Below are 21,820 nucleotides of genomic sequence, written 5' to 3'. Positions count from 1 at the left end.
CATATCTCAAACGGATCATTCCTCAACATCAATTCCACACGTGTTTGAGGCATGGCCTGGGGCAGCAACAAGCGCGGGCGGGCGATCATCCGCACAGTTCGGCTGCGGGGAAAAGCAACGGCGTGCCCAATCTGTCAATGAGCCCAGAACTGGTAACAGGCTCCTGCCGGCATCAGTCAATGAATACTCAACCTTGGGCATCCCCTGCGAATAAACCTTGCGGCTCACAAGGCCGTCCGATTCCAGCTCTCTGAGCTGTAGGGTGAGCATCCGCTGGGTTATCTTGGGGAGTTTTCTTTTCAGCTCGTTAAACCGCAGAGCGCTGACACCCAGATACCAGATAATGAGGCATTTCCACTTTCCGCCAATCACGGACAGTGTAAACTCCATAGAGCAATGATAGGAAACACCTTTGTACTCAACCATGGCACTGCCCCTATAATTTGCTGACCATTCAGGGACGGTACGCAGCATGTCCCCTTACGCTGGCAGATAATCAGGCTTTTTCATGAAAAACTAACCCGCTTCAACCTGATACAGGCTGAAACGGGTTAGATATATTTCACTAAGATGTCAGTTAGTTAGACAGTCAATCTTTCACATCTGGCGTCTAGCTCATGTCCCAGTTGGGATACATGGTCCAGATGCCGCAAGGGCAGATGCCGGAGCAGATGCCGCAACCGATGCAACGGGCAGGATCAGAAACGTATTCAAACCCGCCGCCAGCGGTTTCTTTGCGGTCAATGGCCTTTTCCGGGCAGGATTTGAGGCACATCTTGCAGTCGCGGCAGGTGCCGCAGCTCACGCAGCGGGAGAATTCATCCTGCGGCGTGGGCAGCTCACGGTCATGGCACTTGGCAAAATAGGCCGTGTGCAGACGCGTGGAAGGCACAAGCTTTTTCTTTTCCGGCGTGTAGGTTTCGCCGCGCACAAAGGCATCAGCGGCAAAGGCGGCATCGCGCCCCGTGCCAATGGCATGCACCAGCAGGCCGGGCTTGATAACGTCGCCCACTGCAAAAACGCCGTCCATGATGCTGAGGTCGGGCTTGGGCACGATCCATTCGCGGAACTTTTCCAACCCTTCCGGCAGATAGGAAAGGTCGGGCGATTCGCCAATGGTGATAATGACCATCTTGCCGGGAATGAGCGTCCCTTCCTGGGTGATGATGCCGTTATCGGTGACTTCCTTGGTCTGCACGGGCCACACAAGCTTGCCGCCCAGCCCTTCAACATGCTCAATTTCGTGAGCAAAGGCGGCGGGCTTCTGCACGTCGATGCAGGTAACCTGCTTGGCGCCCATGGCGTATGCGCCCACAGCGGCGTCCATGCCCGCGTTGCCGCAACCGATAACAATCACGCTGTCGGGCACAGAGGGCTTTTCGCCCTTGTTGATGGCTTTCAGAAAGTCGATGCCAGCCACGATCTTTTCGTGCCCGGGCCAGGGGAAGATGCGCGGCACATGCCCACCGGTGGCAACCACCAGGGCTGAATGCTTTTTGCGCAGTTCCTCGAACTTTTTGGCGTCAACAGGGCAATTGTTCACAAAGGTCACGCCCATGTCCTCAATACGCTTGAGTTCCTTGCGCAGCAGGTCATGGTTCAGGCGGGCACGGGGAATCACCTGCTCAAGCTTGCCGCCCATGACGGAGTCGGCTTCGTACACGGTGACGTCGTGCCCCAGACGGGCAAGCTGCCAGGCAGCCGTAAGGCCGCCAACACCGCCGCCGATCACGCCAATGTGCTTGCCGGTGCGGGTTGTGGGCTTGTCGACCGTGATATCCGCAGAACAGGAACCGAGCTTGCCGATCTGTACGGGGCTGTCCAGATCAGTGCGCGTGCAGCTCTGCATGCAGGGGTTGGGGCACACGCTGCCGCAGACAGAACCGGGGAACGGCGTGTAATCCAGCACCATGCGGTAGGCTTCTTCCACATTACCTTCACGCAGGAGGTTCAGTCTGCGCTGGGTGGGGATGGATGCCGGGCAGTTGAATTCGCAAGGGGCGGCATACTCGGCGTTCTGCCACATGGGCACACGCAGGCGGTAATCGCCGCGCGCCACCAGCCCGTTGACCATAAAGTCATCAGGGGCCACATCGCTGAAAATACCGCTGGGTATCCACTCCTTGCTGCGGAACTGCCCAAGGCTCACAACTTCCTTCTGACCGCGCTCCTCAAACGGCAGCGGCGTGATCTTCTGCCACTGGCTCCAGTCGCACAGTTCGCTGCGCAGGCTGGGCTGGTCAATGGCCATCAGAAAGTCGTCAAGACCAGCGTCAAGCCAGGCGATGTCTTCATCGTCCAGGGGGTTGAGGCGCACGTCCTTGGGCAGCTGTCCAACAGGCCCACGGAAGTAGACAGCACCGCCAACCATGCCGACGCAGGAGCGTTCGCCCATGACTGAGGCAATGTCCTGGCTGTCATGGCCGCACACAACGGCCTTGCCGCCGCCCATGAATTCAAAGGAGAAGCTGCCCACGCTCTTGAGCACCCAGAGTTCCGGAGCTTCATAAAGGGGGTCGTGCTTCATGAGGGAGCCAGAGCGGGTACCCGCGCGGCCACCAATGTAAACAGTACCGGCTGCCGCGCAGTGGGCCGCAGTGTCTCCCGCATCGCCGCGCACCACAATGCGCCCGCCCGCGTTCAACCAGCCTACGTCCGCCGAGGCGGAGCCTTCAACCAGAATTTCGGTGTTGGGCAGGCACATGGAGCCTACCCGCTGACCGGGGTTGCTGACCTTGAAGGTCAGCTTTTTACCTTCCTTGTTCCACAGGGGGCCGCCGATATCGTGCTGGCCCGAGGCCTCAATATAAAAGTCAGTCTCACCCTTCTCTACCGCCGCCTCGATGGCCAGCAGCAAATCCTGGGTGGACATGCGCTTGTGTTCGTCTACCGTGCTAACGCGCAGCATGTTCTGCTCCTCGCCAAAGTCTAACAGGCGTACTGGATATCCAGCTTGTCGGCCACAGCCTTGTCCGTGGTAACCAGGGCGTCGGAACGCCCAACCGGCAGCGAACTGTTGCCCACAGGGGCCAGCAGCTTGCGCAGTTCGGAGTCAAAGGCCAGCATGTAGTCCACAATGTTCTGCGCGCCCCTGTCCACATCCAGCCTTTTGACCAGACGGGGATCCTGGGTGCATATGCCCGTGGGACATTTGCCGGTATTACAGGCATTGCAGCGGCCATGTTCATTGCCGACGCAGCCCAGCAACTGAATGAGGATCTTGCCGATGATAACGCCGTTGGCGCCAAGGCAGATCATCTTGAAGGCATCCGCAGCCGCATTGCCGGTCAGGCCTATGCCGCCGCCAGCCCACAGGGGAATCTGCCCCTGAAGACCCTGGGCAACGGCAGCCATGTAGCAGTCGCGCAGCTTGGAAACAATGGGATGCCCGGTATGCTCCAGCGAAACCTCGTTGGCAGCGCCGGTGCCGCCCTGAATGCCGTCCATGAAGAACCCGCCGCAGATCTTGTAGGGATCGCGCAGCAGGTTGTTGTAAACGGAAACAGACGTGGCAGATGCCGCGCACTTGATGGCCACCGGCACGCGGAAGCCAAAGGCCGCATTGAGCGAAAGGTGCATTTTCTGCACGGATTCTTCAATGGAATACAGGCCCTGATGATTCGGCGGCGAATGCAGGGTCGCCTTGGGTACGCCGCGGATGGCCTGAATGTGCGGAGCCACCTTGGCTGCGGGCAGCAGGCCGCCGTCGCCGGGTTTTGCACCCTGACCAATCTTGATGAGTACGCCCGCCGGGTCGGTCTTCATGCGGGGCATGGCCTTGATAATGCGGTTCCAGCCAAAGTGACCGGAGGCGATCTGCAAGATCATATACTTGAGCTGATCGGATTCCAGCAGCTTGATGGGCATGCCGCCCTCGCCCGAGCACATGCGCACGGGCATGCCGCACTGTTCATTAAGATAGGCTGCGGCAAGGGCAATGGCTTCCCACGCGCGGGTGGAGAGCGCGCCGATGCTCATGTCGCTGAAGATGGCGGGGTAAATCCAGTGCACCGGGGGGGTGCGCTCGGTCAGCACAAGGCTGTCGCCGTCAACGCGCAGGGGCAGTTCCTTGGCAAGCATGACGCGGCCAAGGGGCGAGCGGATATCAAAAGTGTGACGCTCGGAATCCAGCGCGGGGTCGGTCATCTGGCTGATGCGGCCCACAAAGATGGAATCGAGCGTGCGCGGCGGGTTCAGGTTGGTGCGCCCGCCCCGTTTGACGGGGCCGTGGTGGCGCGCCAGCACAGGAAACCGAGTATCCTGGTTGCGCACGGGTTTGATGGCCGCGTTGGGGCAGATTTTTTCGCACATGCCGCAACCCACGCAGGAGTTGGGAATGCTGGCCTTTTGCATGATGACCGGGCGCGCGGAATGCTCCTGTGTCGGGTCGGGAAAGGCCTTGCGCGAAAGCGTGATGCTGCGGCGCATCATGCCCACTTCAATGGCGTTGAAAGTACACGCCGCCACGCACGAGCCGCACATGGTGCACAAATCGGGGCGGTATTCTATCTTCCAGCGCAGGTCGTTAACACTTACGTCCTGAGTTCTTACTGATTCCATCGCTGCACCGCCAGATCGTTGTCAATAACCACCATTTCCCGTTCATTGGGATAGATGTCGTTGGAGATGTCGCGGTCGGGCATGATGGCGTTCAGACCGCAGACCTCGGAGGCGATAGCCACCATGTCCGAGTTTACGCCCACAACAACGGGCCGCAGCTTTTTGGAGTCGCAGCAGGTAATCATCTTGCCGTCAGGCAGAAGGCCGATGATGGTGTTGGGGCCGTTGATCTCCAGATGCGCGAGGGATTCGCGAATAAGATTCAGCACCTTGCGGTCAGCGCGCTGTTCCGCCTCCACAAAAGGCAGGGGCGTGATCACGTGCTTGTAATACTTGATGGGCCAACGCAGCTCATGCAAGACATAGTGCAAAGTGTACAGAAAGTTCTGCGAGTCGGATTCAAAACCCACATAGCCCCTGTGCAGCGACTTCTGGAACTCTTTGTTCTTGGTGAAAAACGTGTTCTCGCCGTTGGCGCACACAGTGTAACCCTGCAAAAAGAAGGGATGCGCAGCGTAACGCACGATGGCGTAGTTGGTATTCTGGCGGCACTGGGTCACGATGTTGCGCGCGGTCAGGCGGCCATCGTCTTTCCATAGTCGAAAATATACAGCTATGTCGGCAGGATCACCGATTTCTTTAAGGGTCAGCACATCGGGCCAGAACGAATAGACAAAGCCATTCTTTTTCTCGGCCAACAAGCCCCGCAGCTCAAGGCGTGTGTCCAGCAGCAGGTTTTCGCGATCTTCCTGACTCCGGGAACGGTATTCCTCTGGGTAGTCATAGTTGCGGAAGACGTAACGGGGCATGGCCTCAATCTTGAGGCCGGGGCGTTTGTCCACTTCAGGCACCCACTGGGCAACCTGCACAAAACCCTTTTCTTCCATGTAGTCGTTGACCAGCTGCACGCCCTCGGGGGTGCAGGCCAATGAAAGCAGGGGTTTGTCTTTGTAGTGGCTGAACACGCCCTCCAGATCTTGCATAACCATAGCAAAACCGGAGTTGTCATGCCCTTCCTGCTGCGGCAGCATTAGATTGAGCGCCATTGAGGGGGGTACAGGCGTCTTGCTCTTGATGGAACCAATTCTGCACATAGCTGTTAACCTCGGGAAAATGCGTCACTTGAAGACCAGCCCGCAAAACTGGGCTACAGGGACGCGAATGAACCCTCTCGTAGGGTGCAATGTTGACTGACCTTTTGGTATAGTCTGAAGACATGACCAAAACGCACCACGAGTTGAAGCATGGGACTGTCAAAGACAGCCTCTGCGCTCCAACCGGCGGATCCACACTGGCGGTTGCGTTCGGCCTCTGGCGCAGGGGGGAAATTGAGTTTGCTACAAACCTTTTCGATGGGCAAGAATAAATTGATGCCCTGCATCAAAAAAAAGTCGCAGTGTTTAAGTTTTGATACCATGTATAAAAACTGGTATTTGTATGTGAAAAATCTCGTAAAGTTCTGCAAATATCTCACGATGTGCATTTTTTTTTGCAAATTTGACATATTGCCATAACATAATATTGGCATTGTCCGATATTTTTCTTAGAATCAGCCTTAGCTGGGCAGAGTTTATGCCCTTTTAAAAGGCAGCTGATAATGCATTTCATAAAATATGGTTATTCCCCCCTGCGAGGTATAAGATGAATGTGAGAATGTGGCTTGTTACCCTTTGCTGTGGGTTTGTCGTAGGCATGGCGACCCTTTTTTTCACCAACACCCACATGTCCACACTGGTTTTTACGGAAGTAACCATTCCCCAGCTTTCGGCTGCATTGCAGTCAAAATATGAATACGGCCTGAAAAGTGTTGTGGACGTTGCAGCGCAAGATCTTGCCGACAGGCTCAAGGGAGTTTCTGACCCCAAGGAGCAGTACGCGCTGATTGAAAAATACACAGATTATCAGCGCTTCTTTCCCAACGACGAGGGGTACCTGTTTACCTATAAAACAGATGGCACCCGTATAAACGTGCCCACCAACAAGGCGCAGAACGGCAAAAATGTTATTGATCTCAAAGACAGCGATGGGGTCTATTTTATACGCGAGTTGATTGAAGCCGCCAAAAAGGGCGGAGCGTTCGTGGCTTACCGCTTTGACAAGCCGGGGGCTGGCATACAGCCCAAACTGGCCTACACACGCATGATACCAGGCACTGATGTTATCATCGGCACTGGCGTGTATATCGACAGCGTAGAGGCGGAACGCACCCGTGTTGCCAACCTGGTTGCCGAAAGAAATGACCATTACGATAACCTTGAGCTGCTTATTGGCGGGGGCATCCTTGCTATCATTCTTGGCTTTGCATGGCTGATTACCCGCATTATCTGCCTGCCCTTGCGGCAAATCACCAGTGAAGCGGAAAAGGTCGCCCAAGGTCAGGAGGCCGCCCTGCCCAAGCTCAAGGCATCCTGTCCGCTCGAAATCCGGCGGCTCAATAGTTCGCTGGGCATGATGATAGAAAACCTGCATGGCCGCATTCAAGAAGCAGCAGACAAAACCCGTCAGGCCGCCGAAGCTCTGAACCACGCCAAGGTGGCGCAGACCGCTGCAGAAGAAGCCAAGCTGCGCGCGGAATCTGCCCGCAGGGAAGGCATGCTCGCAGCCGCCCATCAGCTTGAATCCATTGCCGAGGCGCTCTCCTCCGCTTCATCTGATCTCTCGCACCAGATCAAACGATCTGATGAAGGCGCGGAAGAATCTTCCAAGATGCTTTCTGGCGCAGCCACTGCCATGAATGAAATGAACGCCACCGTTCAGGACGTTGCCAGAAACGCCGGGCTGGCATCTGGCGCATCGCTCGAAACCCGCGACAAGGCTCTTGCTGGCGCAAAAATCGTGCAAAACGCCGTGGAAAGCATCACCGAGGTGCAGACCCACTCGCTTTCTCTCAAGGAAGACATGAACCGCCTGAACGAGCACGCGCAGGCCATTAACCAGATTATGGGCGTTATTTCCGACATTGCGGACCAGACCAATCTGCTGGCGCTGAACGCCGCCATCGAGGCCGCCCGTGCTGGCGATGCGGGCCGGGGTTTTGCCGTTGTGGCGGACGAAGTGCGCAAGCTGGCGGAAAAAACCATGATTTCCACAAGCGATGTGGCCAAGGCCATTCAGGCCATTCAGGACAGCACCGCCAAGAGCATGAAGGGCGTTGAAAACGCTGTGGGTTCCATAGGCGTGGCTACGGATCTGGCCGGGCAATCCGGCGCGGCCCTGCAAGGCATTGTGGAGGTTGTAACCGCCACGGCTGATCAGGTGAACGCCATTGCCGCAGCCAGTGAGGAACAGTCGGCAGCAAGCGAAGAAATCAACCGCAGCATTGTTGAGGTCAATGAGGTTTCGCGCCTGACGGCAGAGGCCATGAATCAGGCTTCCACAGCCGTGGCCGACCTCACGGAGCAGGCCAAAAAGCTCGCCGCCCTTATTCAGGAGATGAAGCAGGGCTAGGCTGCTCTCCCACGTCATCCAGGTTCCCGGTTTGCGCTTGCACGGCGCAGACCGGGAACTTTTGTTTTGCGGGCGGAACGGCACGAGACGGCATGCAAATTAGCTCAAACGCCCAATGACAAACGCTTCTTGCGTTTTTGTCCGCAACACGCCACATTTGCAAAACGTCTGGCAACAGGCGGCCTGTTGCAGTGCGCCTGTGCGAGGTAACCCCCTGTACAGGCCCGCGACCCTGTGAAGCGTCCCATCGTCCCTTTTCAGGAACATTCATGAAAAACCGCATCCTCATCCTGGTGGTGTTGCTCTTGTGTGCCTGTGCCCGTCCAGTATCCCGGCATGAAACGTCCGCCGACACCCTTGCAGCCACACAGTACGGAGAGGTGCAAGGCTTTGCGGCGGCTGGCGTCAAAACATGGCTTGGCATTCCTTATGCCGCGCCGCCAGTAGGCGAACTGCGCTTTCGGCGCAACCAGCCGCCAACACCCTGGCAGGGCGTTAAAAAATGCGTGGCCTTTGGCAACAAGCCCATCCAGTACATGAACATGTTCGGGCTTGAGCGTTCGCGGGTTCCTGCCAGCGAAGACTGCCTGTACCTTAACGTATGGGCGCCGCTGACAGCCGCCAAAGACGCCAAGCTGCCAGTATTCGTATGGATATACGGCGGCGCGTACCACATGGGCGAAGGCAGCGACCCCATGTACGATGGCGCGTCCTTTGCCAGAGACGGCGTGGTATTTGTCAATTTCAACTACCGCGTCGGCCCCTTGGGCTTTTATGATTTTTCCATGTACGACAAGAGGTTTGAATCCAACTGCGGCGTTTCAGACCAGATTGCCGCCCTGCGCTGGGTGCGCGACAACATCGCCGCATTTGGCGGCGACCCGAACAACGTGACCATAGCGGGCGAATCCGCAGGCGGCACGGGCGTGTACAACATGCTGGCATCGCCCGCCGCAAAGGGGCTGTTCCAGAAGGCCATCGCGGAGAGCGGCGTCACAGGAAATACCGAATCCCGCCGCATGGTCGAGATGAACAACGCCATCTTTTTTGAAAAGCTGGGCATCAATCCGCGCACAGACATAGCCAAACTGCTGGACATGCCCGCACAGGACATGCTTGCGGCGGCCACGTACACGCTCAAGGAAGGCCCGCGCCGCCATCCCGGCATCTTCATGCCCGGCCCGGTCAAGGACGACCTGCTGCCCATGCACCCGTGGGAGGCCATGGCACAGGGCAATGCCCGCGACGTTAAGGTCATTCTTGGCACCAACCGTAATGAAGGCACGCTGTTTGCTCTGCTGGGCCTGCTGCCCAAGGACTGGCAACAGGTGGAAAAGATGCTGCACGATAACGGCGCGGCTGCCAGCATCCCTGCGGTATCGGAGCTGTACGCCAATGAAAAAGGCATGAAAAAACTGACGACCCTCGCGGGCGACCGGGCATTTGTGGTGGACATGCTCAAAAGCGCGGATGCCCAGAGCGCCTTTAACAGCACCTACGTGTACCGCTTTGACTACGCCCCCTTTCTGCCGGAGCTGTTCATGCTGGGCGCGGCACACTCAACGGAGATTTCCACCGCGCTTGCCACCAATGATCATCCCTTCTGGCTGCTCACGCCCGCATCACGCCGCAAGGAGCTTACGCAATCCATGCACGGGGCCTGGCTGAACTTTGCAAAAACGGGCAATCCCAACGGACCCGGCGTTGCGCCCCTGTGGCCTCAATACGAGGCAGGGCGGCGGCTCACCTACATTTTTGACCAGGCTAACACCGTAGAATCGAATCCCCACGGCGCAGTTTATGAAGTGTGGAAAGATATTCAGCTGTACCAGTAAGTTGCGGGTCGGCTTCATTGACATGAGGGGCTTGGCTTCTTACCCTCCACACGACAACAACTTTTTCACTGCTTTCATCTGCTGAAAGTTCAGGAGGCACACATGACCGAAGCCAATATCCAGCCCGGCGCTGATTTTTCGCCGGATGTGGACAATATACCCGATGATTGCGTTCTTGAACCGCTCCATGAGCGCCGCTACCTTGTTGGCGGGCGTTTGCTTGAGTGGAATGGCCCCGTGCACACCGTGCATTCGCCCCTGTATGTGAACGGCGAGCAGCGCGTCATCGGCTCCTGCCCGGAACTGACCGAGGCGGAATCTCTGGCGGCAGTGAAAGCCGTAACCAAGGCGTGGGACAATGGACGCGGCGCGTGGCCCACCATGCGCGTGGAAGACCGCATTGCCCGTGTGGAAGAATTTGCCCGCCGCATGCTGGCTGTGCGCGATCAGGTGGTGCGTCTGATGGTGTGGGAAATCTGCAAGCCGCTCAACGATTGCCGGGCGGAATTTGACCGCACCATCGACTACATCCGCGCCACTGTGGACGCCCTTAAAGACCTCGACCGCGCCTCCTCCCGCTTTGTGATCGAGAGCGGCATTTACGCCCAGATCCGCCGCGCGCCGCTTGGGCCGGTGCTGTGCATGGGGCCGTTCAACTATCCGCTCAACGAAACCTTCACCACGCTTATTCCGGCCCTGATCATGGGCAACCCGGTCATCGTCAAAACGCCGCGCATTGGCAAGCTGCTCTATGCGCCCCTGCTTGAAGCCTTTGCTGACTGCTTCCCCGCCGGGGTGGTTAACATCCTCTTTGGCGACAGGCGTGTGGCCATTCCCGCGCTGGAATCTGGCCGCATCAGCGTGCTGGCTTTTATCGGCTCAAGCCGCGCGGCTGATGCCCTGCGCCGTCACCATCCCTCGCCCCACCGACTGCGCTGCGTGCTGGGGCTGGACGCCAAAAACGCTGCCATCGTGCTGCCCTGCGCTGATATGGATTTGACCGTATCCGAGGCCGTAACCGGAGCGTTGAGCTTTAACGGCCAGCGCTGCACGGCCCTGAAGATATTTTATGTACACGCTTCGCGCATTGAGGAATTTCTGGCAAAATTCAGCGAGGCCATTGCCGCCCTGCCCATGGGCCTGCCCTGGAAGCCGGGGGTCAAAATCACCCCGCTGCCCGTGCCCGGCAAGATAGACGACCTGCGTGAACTGGTGGACGAAGCTGTTGCCAAGGGCGCGCGCATTGCCAACCCGCACGGCGGCATCTTTGATCGCACCCTGTATTACCCCACGCTGGTTGCGGGCGTTACCGCAGACATGCGCCTGCACACGGAAGAACAGTTTGCCCCTGTGGTGCCTGTGGTTTCGTACAACGACGTGTCGGAAGCCGCAGAGGCGGTAATAGCCTCGCCCTTCGGCCAGCAGGCCAGCATATTCGGCACTGACCCCGACGCCGTGGCCGCGCTCATTGACCCCATGGTCAATCAGGTGTGCCGCGTCAACATCAACAGCCAGTGCCAGCGCGGGCCAGATACCTTCCCCTTCACAGGCCGCAAGGACTCTGCGGAAGGCACACTCTCTGTCAGTGATGCGCTGCGCGCCTTCTCCATCCGCACACTGGTGGCAGCCAAGGGCTCCGCCCCCAACAAGGAACTGATTTCTGACATCGTGCGCAACAGAAAATCCAACTTCCTGTCTACGGATTTTCTATTCTAGACGCTAATTTTTTTGAAAAAACAAGAGTTGAAGTAAAACATGAAAGGCCGCGAAAGCGGCCTTTTTCATTGTACAAAACCTGAATTTATTTTCACCTACCCCAGCTTCGGCGGGTGGGAGAAGCTGAACGGCCCGCACTCGGCAAACTCGCCCGGCACACGGCAGTAGTGGGTGTTCACCCGGCCATCAACAAAGTGGTGGAGCAAAAATGCCGGGGCCTCATCTGTAAAGGCATCTCCACCGGTGGCACAGAAATCCGGCACTATGTGCATGCACACCGGGGGAGCCGTCACGGCCGCCACCCCGTGCCACATGGTGAACATATGTCTGTGCAGATGCCCGCAGCAGAGGCGCACATTGGGGAATTTCTCCAGCAGGCTGCCAAGGCCCTCGGCATTTTCATATGGCTCGTCCATCACGCCAAGGGCTGTGATAAAGGGTGGATGATGGGTAAAGACCAGCGTGGGCCTGCCGGGCTGGGCTGCCAGTGTCTTTTCCAGCCACGTCGCGACGGGAGCGTCAAAATGGCCGGAATGCGAGCCTGGATGGGTGCCATCAAAAAACACGAGCCGCAAGGGAAAATCTTCAACAGTATAGCACAGGTAGGGGGCAACCGCCGCATCCGCAGGGCAATACTGCCCAAGCACGGCTACAAGGTTTTCGCGTTTATCATGGTTGCCGGGTAACACATACACGGGCATAGGCAGCGCCGACAGAGCCTCTGCCGCAGTGGCATAGCCGCCGGACTGACCGTTCACCGAAATATCCCCGCTCAGCACAAGGCAATCGGGCAGTTGCGGCATGGCCGCAATGTGGGCCACGGTTTTTTCCAGCAGCAGCGCACCGTCAGACACGTTGAATGCCAGGCTGCGCCCGGCTCCCACATGCGGATCAGATATGTGTGCTACAAACATGCCAGCACCTCCCCTCGACATTTTCCACTATTTTTAATCACGGCAGCATGTTGCGGTCAAGTAAACCTTTGTCACAAAACTGTAACACTGCTGCCTGTAATGTAACGAACACGAAAGCTATCGTTCTTGCCACAAGGCGCAATTAGTGGTAATTAAAATCAAATTTTCTCCATGAAGGCAGCACGGCCTTGTGTTACGCCTCTGGAGTCTGACCGCCCCGCCCACAAGCGCGCCATCCACGAAAGGAGCTGAACTTGTCCGCAATACGTCTTGAAAACGTATGTAAAAAGTGGGGTGCAACCCACGCTGTGCAAAATGTATCCTTTGAAATCAACGAAGGTTCGCTGCTTGTGCTGCTCGGGCCTTCCGGCTGCGGCAAATCCACCACGCTACGGCTCATTGCCGGGCTTGAGAGCGTTTCCGGCGGACGCATCTACATTGGCGACCGCGACGTTACCGACCTGCCCCCGGCGGATCGCCATCTGGCCATGGTGTTCCAGTCCTACGCGCTTTTTCCTCACCTCACAGTACGGGAAAATATCCTCTTTGGCCTCAAGGTGCGCAAAGTGCCGGAGGCTGACCAGATGAGGCGGCTGGACAACGCCGTTGACGTGCTTGGCCTTTCCGGCCTGCTGGAAAGAAAGCCCTCCGCCCTTTCAGGTGGGCAGCAGCAGCGCGTGGCTCTTGGCCGTGCGCTTGTGGCCGAAGCGGCAGTGTGCCTCATGGACGAGCCGCTCTCCAACCTTGATGCCAAGCTCCGGCTCGAAATGCGGCGCGAAATCCGCGACCTGCAACAGCGCCTGGGTATGACAATGGTCTACGTTACCCACGACCAGACAGAAGCCATGAGCATGGCCGACACCATCATTCTGATGCAGCACGGGCATATCGTGCAGAACGACGCCCCTGTCGCCATGTATTCCCAGCCCGCCACCACCTTTGCGGCCAGCTTTATCGGCACGCCGCCCATGAACCTTCTGAATGTTGCCATGTGCAAGGGGCAGGCGGTCATCAAGGGCAATGAATGCTGCCCGGTGCCGGGCGCTGTTGCCGCCGAATGCACGCTGGGCATCCGCCCCGAGAATATTCAGGTAACGCCTGACGGCCCGTGGGAGGCCGAAGTGCTGAGCATGGAATATCTTGGTGCGGATTCCGTGCTGGCTTGCAGCCTGGGCCAGCAGCAGGTGGCTGTGCAAATGGCGGGCAACCCCGGCTTCAAACCCGGCCACAAGCTGCGCCTGAACTTTGCCGCCGATGCCCTGCACTTTTTTGAGGCGGAATCTGGCAAGCGCATGGGCGCGGCATAGCCGATTGCACCTTCACGCGTCATGGCGTGCCGATTTGGCTGTCTTTTGTCGCGCTACTGTCATAATCATTTAATTTTGATACACATTTGCCCCTTATCGGTAACATTCAGGCGATAGTACGGATACAGCCCCCAAACCCTTTGAGGAGAAATCCATGAAACGTATTCGCTCGTTGTTTTTGGCAATCTTCTGTATCTGCCTGTGCGCTGGCAGCGCGCTGGCGGCTCAGACCAACCTTACATTTTACTTTCCCGTGTCCGTGGGCGGGCCCATCACCAAAATCGTGGAGGGCATGACCCAGGAATTCATGAAAGAAAACCCCGACATCAAGATTACGCCTGTGTATTCGGGCAATTATCGCGATACGATCACCAAGGCCCTTACCGCCCAGCGCGGGGGCGAGCCGCCGCATGTGGCTGTGCTGCTCTCTACCGATATGTTCACTCTCATTGATGAAAACGCCATCGTTTCCTACGATGAAATTGTCGGCAAGGACAACATGGCCTTTACCAAGGATTACTTTCCCGGCTTCATGCGCAACAGTCAGACCGAAGGCAAAACCTGGGGTATTCCCTTCCAGCGCTCTACCATCGTGATGTACTGGAACAAGGAAATGTTCAAGGAAGCAGGCCTCGACCCTGAAAAAGGCCCCGCCACCTGGCAGGAACTGGTAGAAATGGGCAAAAAACTCACCAAGAAGGACGAATCCGGCAAGGTCAGCCAGTGGGGCGTTGCCATTCCCAGCACCGGCTATGCCTACTGGATGCTTCAGGCCCTTGCCATCACCAACGGCGTTGAGCTGATGAACGATGCGGGCAACAAGGTCTTCTTTGACAATCCTAAAAATATCGAAGCCCTCCAGTTCCTCACCGATCTGGCCTACAAGTACGAAGTGTCGCCCAAGGGCACCATTGACTGGTCCACCACGCCCCGCGATTTCTTTGAGCGCAAAACCGCCATCATGTGGACCACCACCGGCAACCTCACCAACGTGCGCACCAACGCCAAGTTCCCCTTCGGCGTGGGCATGCTGCCCGCCAATGCCCGCCTTGGCTCGCCCACCGGCGGCGGCAACTTCTACATTTTCAAAAATTCAACGCCTGAAGAACGCAAGGCTGCTGTCAGGTTTGTCCAGTGGATGACCACTGCCGAGCGCGCCGCCCAGTGGGGCATTGATACCGGCTATGTGGCTGTGCGCCCCGATGCCTGGAAGACCGAACGCATGGAAACCTACGTGAAGGGCTTTCCCTATGCCGCCGTGGCCCGCGATCAGCTGGCCCACGCCGTGCCCGAGCTTTCCACCCACGAGAACCAGCGCGTGACCAAGGCTCTGGACGATGCCATTCAGGCCGCTGTTAACGGCTCCAAAAAGCCTGACGCCGCCCTCAAGGATGCCCAGCGCGAAGCTGACCGCATTCTGCGCCGCTACCAGAAGTAAACAAGCATTGTGCTGCCAGGGGGGGGCTGCCCCTCTGGCAGCTTTTTCGATTCAATCAGACGCAAGAGAGCCGCCCTATGTTCAAACCGGAAACCATGCGGCAAATCAACGCATGGCTGCTTTTGCTCCCCGGCTTTGCCCTGGTGGTGACGTTTACGCACTATCCTGCGGTGAGCACGTTTATCCACAGCTTTTTTATGGATGGCCGGGGGGGAGCGCCTGCCCAGTTCGTAGGGCTTGAGCAGTACCGCTATCTGCTGGACGACGAGGTCTTTCTCAAATCGCTACGCAACAACATCATCTTTGCCTGCTGCACCATCCCCTGCTCCATGTCGCTGGCCATGCTCATGGCCTTTCTGGTCAATGCGCGGCTGAAGGGGCAGGCATTTTTGCGGCTGTGCTACTTTGTGCCCACGGTGCTGCCCATGATCGCCGTGGCCAACATCTGGCTGTTTTTTTACACGCCTGATTACGGCCTGCTTGAGCAGTTGCGCTTTTTTCTGGGCGCGACCACGGGCATTAACTGGCTTGGCAGCGAGCAGACCGCCCTGTTCTGCGTAATCAGCGTTGCAGTATGGAAGGACGCGGGATTTTTTATGATTTTTTACCTCGCGGCCTTGCAGCAAATCCCGCCCAGCCTTGGGGAGGCGGCCATGCTTGAAGGGGCTTCGCGCGCCTATTATTACCGCCGCGTGGTCATTCCCCTGCTCATGCCTACTACGCTTTTTGTGCTCATCAATGCTACCATCAACGCTTTCCGCATGGTGGATCACCTCTTTGTGCTCACGCAGGGCGGCCCCAACAACGCCACCTCGCTGCTGCTCTACTATATTTATGAAACCAGCTTCAAATTCTGGGATACGGGCTACGGCGCAACGCTGACCATGGTGCTGCTGGGCTTTCTTGGTTTTGCCGCCTTTGTGCAGTTTGGCATCATTGAAAAAAGGGTGCATTACAGATGAACGAACAGCGCAATATGTACGACAGCCGTGGATTTTCGCGCGTGCTGGACACCACCGCCGCATGGATGCTTGCCATTCTGTGGGCCTTGCCGCTTTTTTACGCCATCTGGACTGCCTTTCACCCGGCGGAGTTTTCTACCAGGTTCAGCCTGACTGCGCCGCTGACGCTTGAAAATTTCGCCAATGCCTGGAAGGCCGCGCCCTTTGCCCGTTATTTCGTCAACACCATCATGCTGGTCACGCTGACCACAGGCATGCAGCTTGTGCTCTGCACTCTGGCGGCCTACGCCTTTGCCCGCTACGACTTCAAGGGCAAGGGCATTGCCTTTGCGCTTATTCTCATGCAGCTCATGATCATGCCCGATGTGCTGGTGGTGGAAAACTACTCCACCATGTCCAAGATCGGCGTGCTTGATTCCACCCTTGCCATCAGCCTGCCCTACATGGCCTCGGCCTTTGGCATTTTTCTGCTGCGCCAGACCTTCAAGAGCGTTCCGAAAGAACTGGAGGAAGCCGCCGCTGTGGAAGGGGCCAACACCCTGCAAGTGCTCTGGCATGTGTACGTGCCGTTGGCCAAGCCCACCTACGCGGCCTACGCGCTGGTCTCCATCAGTACGCACTGGAACAACTTTCTCTGGCCGCTCATTGTGAGCAACTCCGTCAATTCGCGCCCGCTGACCGTTGGCTTGCAGATATTCTCGGCTACGGAACAGGGCGTGGACTGGACAATCATCACCGCTGCCACGCTTATGACCTCCGGCCCGCTGCTGGTGGCCTTTCTGCTGTTCCAGCGGCAGTTTGTGCAGTCGTTCATGCGGGCGGGCATCAAGTAGGCCGCACACGCCAACACGCGCAAAACACAACACCCAAGCCCCAACGGTTGCCGACTCGCAGCCGCTGGGGCTTTACGTTTGTGGGCATTACCTACTCATCACCTGTGCGCCTCTTAATGGCACCAGGCGGAATGCCTGCCTTACAATTAGCAATGACAGGCGTTCCAACGCGGCAATGCGGGCCTTTCGTGACAAAGTGGTTGGGAAACAGCCGCAATCCTGCCGCATAATACCCCTTGTGGAGTGCTGGTCTTGGGGCATATGCTGAAAAAGACCAAAAGTCTGGCTGCTCTGTGCGGTCAGGCTGGCTTTTCAAACAGAGTAACCCACAGGAGGGTTCCATGACCTTTTCTGCTAACTCATTGAAAATTCTTTTGGCGGCCGGGCTGCTATTGGCTGGCACAGCGGTTGCCGCGCAAGATAATGCCGGTTCTGGCGAGGAACTGTACCAGAAGCTCTGCTCGCCATGTCATTCTGCCAGCCCTGCCCCCATGAAGGGCAAGGCTGTTGATGTGCTGGTGGCAGGCATGGAAAGGGTCAAAAACCTGAGCAATGCCACAGGCGCCGCGGCCCGAATGCAACAGACGGTGCAGGGCCTGACCCCCGCGCAGATGAAGGATATTGCGACCTATCTTAACCAGATGAAATAACTGTAATCGCAGCAAAATATCAGGCTGGTATTCTGACAGCCCCGGCACATCGACCGGGGCTGCTCTAGTGTAACGGCAAAATTGCGCTTGCAATGTGCTGAATAACAGGGCATATAGCTGCCTGTGCTATGCTGTTTCGGGCAGTTAGCTCAGTTGGTTGAGCACCGCCCTTACAAGGCGGGGGCCACAGGTTCAAGTCCTGTACTGCCCACCAAATATGAAAGGGGTTATCCATAATCTGGATGACCCCTTTTTTTGTATGTAGAAAACTCCCTTCCAGTCATATCTATAGAATAGCACCGCTATGCGTGTGCCAACCTGCGCTATGCTGATGTTGACCTCACCCCATCGACATTCCGCACCCGTCTTCTTCCTCCTGCGCATCTTCAGCCTGCTATCCAAAAAAGTCGCAAATATGCTCTGCCACGCCATCAGCAAGGCCGGGTAAGAGCATGCTTTGGTGCGTGCCCGCCGCCCAGCGGAGGGTGATATTTTTTTCAGGCAAAAAGCGGCTCCAGCCCTGATACTGATCGCTAAAATCAATGTAAGGATTACTGGCAAAATCCAGTGCGCGGATATACAGAATGCGCAGGTCAGATGGCGTTGGGTTGTCATAACGTGCTGCGGCAATGGCGTTGAGCCTGTAGGTTTGCAACAGATTTTCCATCTGCACGGGGCTGAAACTGGGCGGCAACAGCCCTGATTTTTCACCGCATTCCACCAGGTACGTCATTCTTTCAGCCCTGTTCATGGCCCGCAGCTTTTCCACATCAAAGGTCAGAGCTTCATGGAGCTGGTTTTTTAACAGTTCCACATCGTCCTTGGCTGCAAGCTGCCTGGCCCTGGTATTGTCCAGCGCAGTGTCCAAAATCAGAACCGGGCCAGGGTCGCCCCCGCGCGCGGCAAACAGGCAGGCCGCCTCATAGGCCAGAAGGCCGCCGAAACTCCAGCCGCCAAAAACGATGTTCTCCGTGGCTACCTTGCAAATTTCATCCAGATAAATCGCGGCCAAATCCTGAACACTGTGCAGCTCCGTATTCAGAACAGTTTTTTCAGCCTGAAAGCCAGCAGGCTCCACAGCATAGAGGGTATAGCGCCCATCCAGCAGCCGGGCCAGATCGCTGTAGCAAAATACGCTGCCGCCCACTGGATGAAACAGGAAAAGATTTTTTCCATCTTCACTATGGCAAAGCTTGATGATGGGGCTAGTGCGGGTGCCTGTTTTGCCCTCAACAAGCTCTGCCAGCCGTGCAATGCTGGAATGGGCCATCAGCTCGTTGACGGCAATATGGACGCGCAACTCTTTTTCAATCATGGCAACAAGGCGCACGGCCATGATGCTGTGCCCGCCAATGCTGAAAAAGCTGGCCTCCGCATCACATACATCCATGCCCAGCAGCCGCTTCCAGATGGCGGCAAGCGCCTGCTCCACAGTCCCTTGCGGGCAACGCCCTGCAACAGTCTTTACCCTGCCCAGCGGAGACGGCAGCGCCCTTTTATCCACCTTGCGGTTAGGCGACAGGGGCAGCTCCACCATTGGCACAATATAGTCCGGCACGCAAAAGGGCGGCAACTGCTGCTCAAGATAGCTGCGCAAATCCGCTGGCTTCACATCACCCACCACATAGGCGGCGAGGCTTTTGTCGTTGCCAGCCTGATAAAAATCCGCGACCACGGCCACCTGCCGCACACCGGGAAAGCTCCCCACGGCCTTTTCCACCTCGCCGATCTCTACCCGGTTGCCCCTGATCTTGACCTGCTGATCCTCCCGCCCCCGGTAGTACACAAGGCCATTCTGAATAAAGCCATTGTCGCCAGTGCGATAGCAGCGCCGCCCGGCGTATTCGGTAAAAGCATCGGCGCTCTCGCCATTCAGATAACCGCGCGAAACGCCCGCGCCCGCGATCCACAATTCACCAGTTACCGATTCCGGCATGGGGCGCTGATGTTTATCCAGCACAAAAATACACACGCCTTCAAGCGGCCTGCCAATGGGAAAGGCCGTAAAATCCGCATGATTGGCGCGGTCAATGCGAAAGGCGCTGCTGTCTACCGTGCATTCTGTGGGGCCGTACACATTGAACAGCACAACATCTTCATTGCCGGGTATGGCATAAAATTTCTGAATGACATCTGGCCGCAGCACCTCGCCAGCCAGCAGCACTCGTTTGAGCGGCAGAGGCTGATGGCGCTCCTGCAAATAATCCACCAGCACATTAAAAAAGGCCGGGGTCATGTCGCACAGGTCAATGCCCCTTTTGCGGGCGCAGGCGCAGAATGCCGCAGGATTTTTGCGCTCCTCGTCCGCCATGACATACAAGGGCTTGCTGCAAAACAGAGAAACCGCCAGTTGCTGGATGGACGCATCAAACGAGAGCGGCGCAACCAGCCCCACAGTGCCGCACCCTTCTGAAAATTCCCGCAGGGCATGGATTATGTGCAGGAGGTGGCTGTGCTCCACCACAATGCCCTTGGGCTGTCCTGTGGAGCCGCTGGTGTAGACAATATAGGCGGCAGCGTCCGGCCTGACCGCTGCAAGCGGGGCAACTGGGCAGGCTTCCATATCCCTCAGGCCAAAGCTCTCGCACATGGCTTTTGTGCCGTGGATTCTGGTATCGTGGGCGCTACTGCAAATCTGCACGTCATAGCGAAAGGCATCCGCCTGACCATTGGCAGAGGGCGCGGGGGCTGCAACAGGTGAAAATTTCACCTCAACAGGATGCGGGCATTCTGCCGCCCAGGCACTAAAGAAACGCTGTGGCACAAACAGCTCTGCCGAGCCCTCAAAACACAGCAAGGCCGACTGATCGCCCGTGGCAATAGCATGTTCCCTGATGGCTGCCCGCAGGTCGTCCTTGCGGTCCATATCGCGCACAGCGCCCACAAAAATGCTGCCGCCCGCCGTGAGGCGTTCTACGGCGTGGTCAAGCACCCTGCGCAAATAATTGTAACCGGGAAAGCAATCCACAACGCCGTTGAGCACCACAAGGTCAAAACGTTCGTCTTCAAAAAAGCAGATGTCTATGGCTTCCATGCGGTGGATGGTCATAGAAGCGTCACAGGGCAAGGCCTGCACCCTGTCCAGTTCATTTCTGGCAATGTCGACCGCCGCGTATCGGCTGGCGGCAGAGGCCAGAGCCTGCGCCACCACGCCGGAGCCGCTGCCGATATCAAGCACGCTTTTGCCGCTGGCCTTTGTATTTCCTGGGGTGCTGCCGGGGGCACGATTGGAGGCAAGACCCGTTTTTTGCAGCAGGCTGTCTGCCATCCTGCAAAGTTGCGCCTGATCAAGGGGGCGTGCGTCCACATCGTCCAGCCAGCCGTGGTCGCTGCCCTGCTCTGCAAGGTGCTCCCAGTATTCCGTGCTGCTCAGGCCGCCACTTTCCAGAGCATCCGCAAAATTTGGCGCGTCCAGACAAAGCACATGAGCAATGCTGGGGTTGCGATAGCGATGGTATTCCGCCTCGGGCAGTGAAGCTCTGTCCGTCACCAGCAGCCGCACGGGTCTGAGCATGGATTCCTGCCTGGCGCGCGGCAGTTCGCGTTCCAGGGGCACATACACGGCGCCAGCCCGCATGATGCCAATGGCGGCGGCAAGATACATTGCTCCGCGCTTGCACAGCACCCCCACTGCCGCTTCCGGCCCGTAGTTTTGCGCCTGCACAAAGGCGGCTATGCGCGCGGAAAAATCCTTCAGTTCCCTGAAGTTCAGGCTTTTTCCGCCACCAGAAATGGCGGGGCTATCCGGGTTTTCTTCCGTAACGGAGCAGAACAGGGCTTCAAATCTGGCCCACCTGCCAGACAAGCCAGACGAACTGGATGAACACGGCATGGCATTGCCAGCAGCGAAGAGGCGCGAAGGCAACGTGACTGGCTGGCCTACGTCAGCAGTTCTCGCCGGATTCTGAGCTGAGGTCTTGCTTCTGGGCATTCCAAAGGTGATATCGGCAATCTTCATTGTGCGTTTTCTTCAATACCTTCCAGAAAGCTTATCTGATATGTCAGCTAGCCCTGTACCATCGTAAAAGCCACTTTCTTTTTTCGGGGGAGAATTGTGGTTAAAACGCAGCATTATTGTGCTCTCATTTTTATGCACGAAACAAAGCAGTGCCGCCCCAGTTGATCCGGGGTGACAACCGACTTTATTCCTTTTTTTCT

Annotated in this window: 14 protein-coding genes and 1 tRNA gene; 9 read left to right on the top strand and 6 right to left on the bottom strand. The window is 57.2% G+C overall.

All coding sequences use genetic code 11. The features are described from left to right. Positions 1–15 precede the first annotated feature (15 nt). The 4 genes from G449_RS17480 to G449_RS0114935 all read right to left on the bottom strand — a co-directional run bounded on the left by G449_RS17480 (position 16) and on the right by G449_RS0114935 (position 5,654). Positions 16–426, bottom strand: coding sequence for a winged helix-turn-helix transcriptional regulator (locus G449_RS17480; RefSeq protein ID WP_081640599.1), 411 nt, complete (start codon positions 424–426; stop codon positions 16–18). 184 nt (positions 427–610) lie between these two features. Beyond that, positions 611–2,908, bottom strand: coding sequence for an FAD-dependent oxidoreductase (locus tag G449_RS0114945; protein ID WP_022660125.1), 2,298 nt, complete (start codon positions 2,906–2,908; stop codon positions 611–613). A gap of 20 nt (positions 2,909–2,928) precedes the next feature. Beyond that, the gene (locus G449_RS0114940; protein ID WP_022660124.1) at positions 2,929–4,560 is read right to left on the bottom strand and encodes a glutamate synthase-related protein; all 1,632 of its coding nucleotides are present in this window, start codon (positions 4,558–4,560) and stop codon (positions 2,929–2,931) included. Continuing rightward, on the bottom strand, positions 4,548–5,654 hold the full coding sequence (locus tag G449_RS0114935) for a class II glutamine amidotransferase domain-containing protein (RefSeq protein WP_022660123.1): 1,107 nt from the start codon (positions 5,652–5,654) through the stop codon (positions 4,548–4,550). The genes G449_RS0114940 and G449_RS0114935 overlap by 13 nt, the downstream gene beginning before the upstream one ends. A gap of 598 nt (positions 5,655–6,252) precedes the next feature. Between G449_RS0114935 and G449_RS0114925 the strand changes: the two genes are divergently transcribed. From G449_RS0114925 to G449_RS0114915, 3 genes are all read left to right on the top strand, one after another. Further along, the gene (locus G449_RS0114925) at positions 6,253–8,007 is read left to right on the top strand and encodes a methyl-accepting chemotaxis protein (RefSeq protein ID WP_245559885.1); all 1,755 of its coding nucleotides are present in this window, start codon (positions 6,253–6,255) and stop codon (positions 8,005–8,007) included. A 269-nt stretch (positions 8,008–8,276) separates the two neighbouring features. Next, complete coding sequence (locus G449_RS0114920; RefSeq protein ID WP_022660120.1) at positions 8,277–9,842, top strand: carboxylesterase/lipase family protein; 1,566 nt, start codon at positions 8,277–8,279, stop codon at positions 9,840–9,842. A 102-nt stretch (positions 9,843–9,944) separates the two neighbouring features. Then, a complete protein-coding gene (locus G449_RS0114915; RefSeq protein WP_022660119.1) occupies positions 9,945–11,558 on the top strand; it encodes an aldehyde dehydrogenase family protein in 1,614 nt (537 codons plus the stop codon). A 95-nt stretch (positions 11,559–11,653) separates the two neighbouring features. Here the strand turns inward: G449_RS0114915 and G449_RS0114910 are convergent, their stop codons facing one another. After that, positions 11,654–12,472 (bottom strand): phosphodiesterase, encoded by an 819-nt coding sequence (locus G449_RS0114910; protein WP_022660118.1) that lies wholly within the window; start codon positions 12,470–12,472, stop codon positions 11,654–11,656. Positions 12,473–12,726: 254 nt separating this feature from the next. Here G449_RS0114910 and G449_RS0114905 point away from each other — a divergent pair, with 254 nt between their 5' ends. The 6 genes from G449_RS0114905 (at position 12,727) to G449_RS0114880 (ending at position 17,876) form a co-directional block, all read left to right on the top strand. Continuing rightward, positions 12,727–13,779: an ABC transporter ATP-binding protein gene (locus G449_RS0114905; protein ID WP_022660117.1), complete on the top strand. Its 1,053-nt coding sequence runs from the start codon at positions 12,727–12,729 to the stop codon at positions 13,777–13,779. A 154-nt stretch (positions 13,780–13,933) separates the two neighbouring features. Further along, positions 13,934–15,217: an ABC transporter substrate-binding protein gene (locus G449_RS0114900; RefSeq protein WP_022660116.1), complete on the top strand. Its 1,284-nt coding sequence runs from the start codon at positions 13,934–13,936 to the stop codon at positions 15,215–15,217. Between the two features lie 77 nt (positions 15,218–15,294). Then, complete coding sequence (locus tag G449_RS0114895; RefSeq protein WP_022660115.1) at positions 15,295–16,179, top strand: carbohydrate ABC transporter permease; 885 nt, start codon at positions 15,295–15,297, stop codon at positions 16,177–16,179. Beyond that, positions 16,176–17,012: a carbohydrate ABC transporter permease gene (locus G449_RS0114890; protein WP_022660114.1), complete on the top strand. Its 837-nt coding sequence runs from the start codon at positions 16,176–16,178 to the stop codon at positions 17,010–17,012. The genes G449_RS0114895 and G449_RS0114890 overlap by 4 nt, the downstream gene beginning before the upstream one ends. Before the next feature lie 341 nt (positions 17,013–17,353). Continuing rightward, positions 17,354–17,662 (top strand): cytochrome c family protein, encoded by a 309-nt coding sequence (locus G449_RS0114885; protein ID WP_022660113.1) that lies wholly within the window; start codon positions 17,354–17,356, stop codon positions 17,660–17,662. A gap of 138 nt (positions 17,663–17,800) precedes the next feature. After that, a tRNA-Val gene (locus G449_RS0114880) sits at positions 17,801–17,876 on the top strand. A 180-nt stretch (positions 17,877–18,056) separates the two neighbouring features. Here the strand turns inward: G449_RS0114880 and G449_RS0114875 are convergent. Beyond that, positions 18,057–21,620: an alpha/beta fold hydrolase gene (locus G449_RS0114875; RefSeq protein WP_022660112.1), complete on the bottom strand. Its 3,564-nt coding sequence runs from the start codon at positions 21,618–21,620 to the stop codon at positions 18,057–18,059. Between the last annotated feature and the right edge of the window lie 200 nt (positions 21,621–21,820).

This window comes from Desulfovibrio desulfuricans DSM 642, assembly GCF_000420465.1.
GTDB lineage: Bacteria > Desulfobacterota > Desulfovibrionia > Desulfovibrionales > Desulfovibrionaceae > Desulfovibrio > Desulfovibrio desulfuricans.
The sequence above is the reverse complement of the archived record's forward strand: the minus strand, read 5'-3'. Positions and strand labels throughout refer to the sequence as shown.

Coding starts and splice junctions, on each gene's coding strand:
- G449_RS0114920 (WP_022660120.1), top strand. CDS start 8,277: ATGAAAAACCGCATCCTCATCCTGGTGGTGTTGCTCTTGTGTGCCTGT.
- G449_RS0114875 (WP_022660112.1), bottom strand. CDS start 21,620: ATGAAGATTGCCGATATCACCTTTGGAATGCCCAGAAGCAAGACCTCA.
- G449_RS0114900 (WP_022660116.1), top strand. CDS start 13,934: ATGAAACGTATTCGCTCGTTGTTTTTGGCAATCTTCTGTATCTGCCTG.
- G449_RS0114895 (WP_022660115.1), top strand. CDS start 15,295: ATGTTCAAACCGGAAACCATGCGGCAAATCAACGCATGGCTGCTTTTG.
- G449_RS0114915 (WP_022660119.1), top strand. CDS start 9,945: ATGACCGAAGCCAATATCCAGCCCGGCGCTGATTTTTCGCCGGATGTG.
- G449_RS0114935 (WP_022660123.1), bottom strand. CDS start 5,654: ATGTGCAGAATTGGTTCCATCAAGAGCAAGACGCCTGTACCCCCCTCA.
- G449_RS0114910 (WP_022660118.1), bottom strand. CDS start 12,472: ATGTTTGTAGCACACATATCTGATCCGCATGTGGGAGCCGGGCGCAGC.
- G449_RS0114940 (WP_022660124.1), bottom strand. CDS start 4,560: ATGGAATCAGTAAGAACTCAGGACGTAAGTGTTAACGACCTGCGCTGG.
- G449_RS0114925 (WP_245559885.1), top strand. CDS start 6,253: ATGGCGACCCTTTTTTTCACCAACACCCACATGTCCACACTGGTTTTT.
- G449_RS0114885 (WP_022660113.1), top strand. CDS start 17,354: ATGACCTTTTCTGCTAACTCATTGAAAATTCTTTTGGCGGCCGGGCTG.
- G449_RS0114890 (WP_022660114.1), top strand. CDS start 16,176: ATGAACGAACAGCGCAATATGTACGACAGCCGTGGATTTTCGCGCGTG.
- G449_RS17480 (WP_081640599.1), bottom strand. CDS start 426: ATGGTTGAGTACAAAGGTGTTTCCTATCATTGCTCTATGGAGTTTACA.
- G449_RS0114945 (WP_022660125.1), bottom strand. CDS start 2,908: ATGCTGCGCGTTAGCACGGTAGACGAACACAAGCGCATGTCCACCCAG.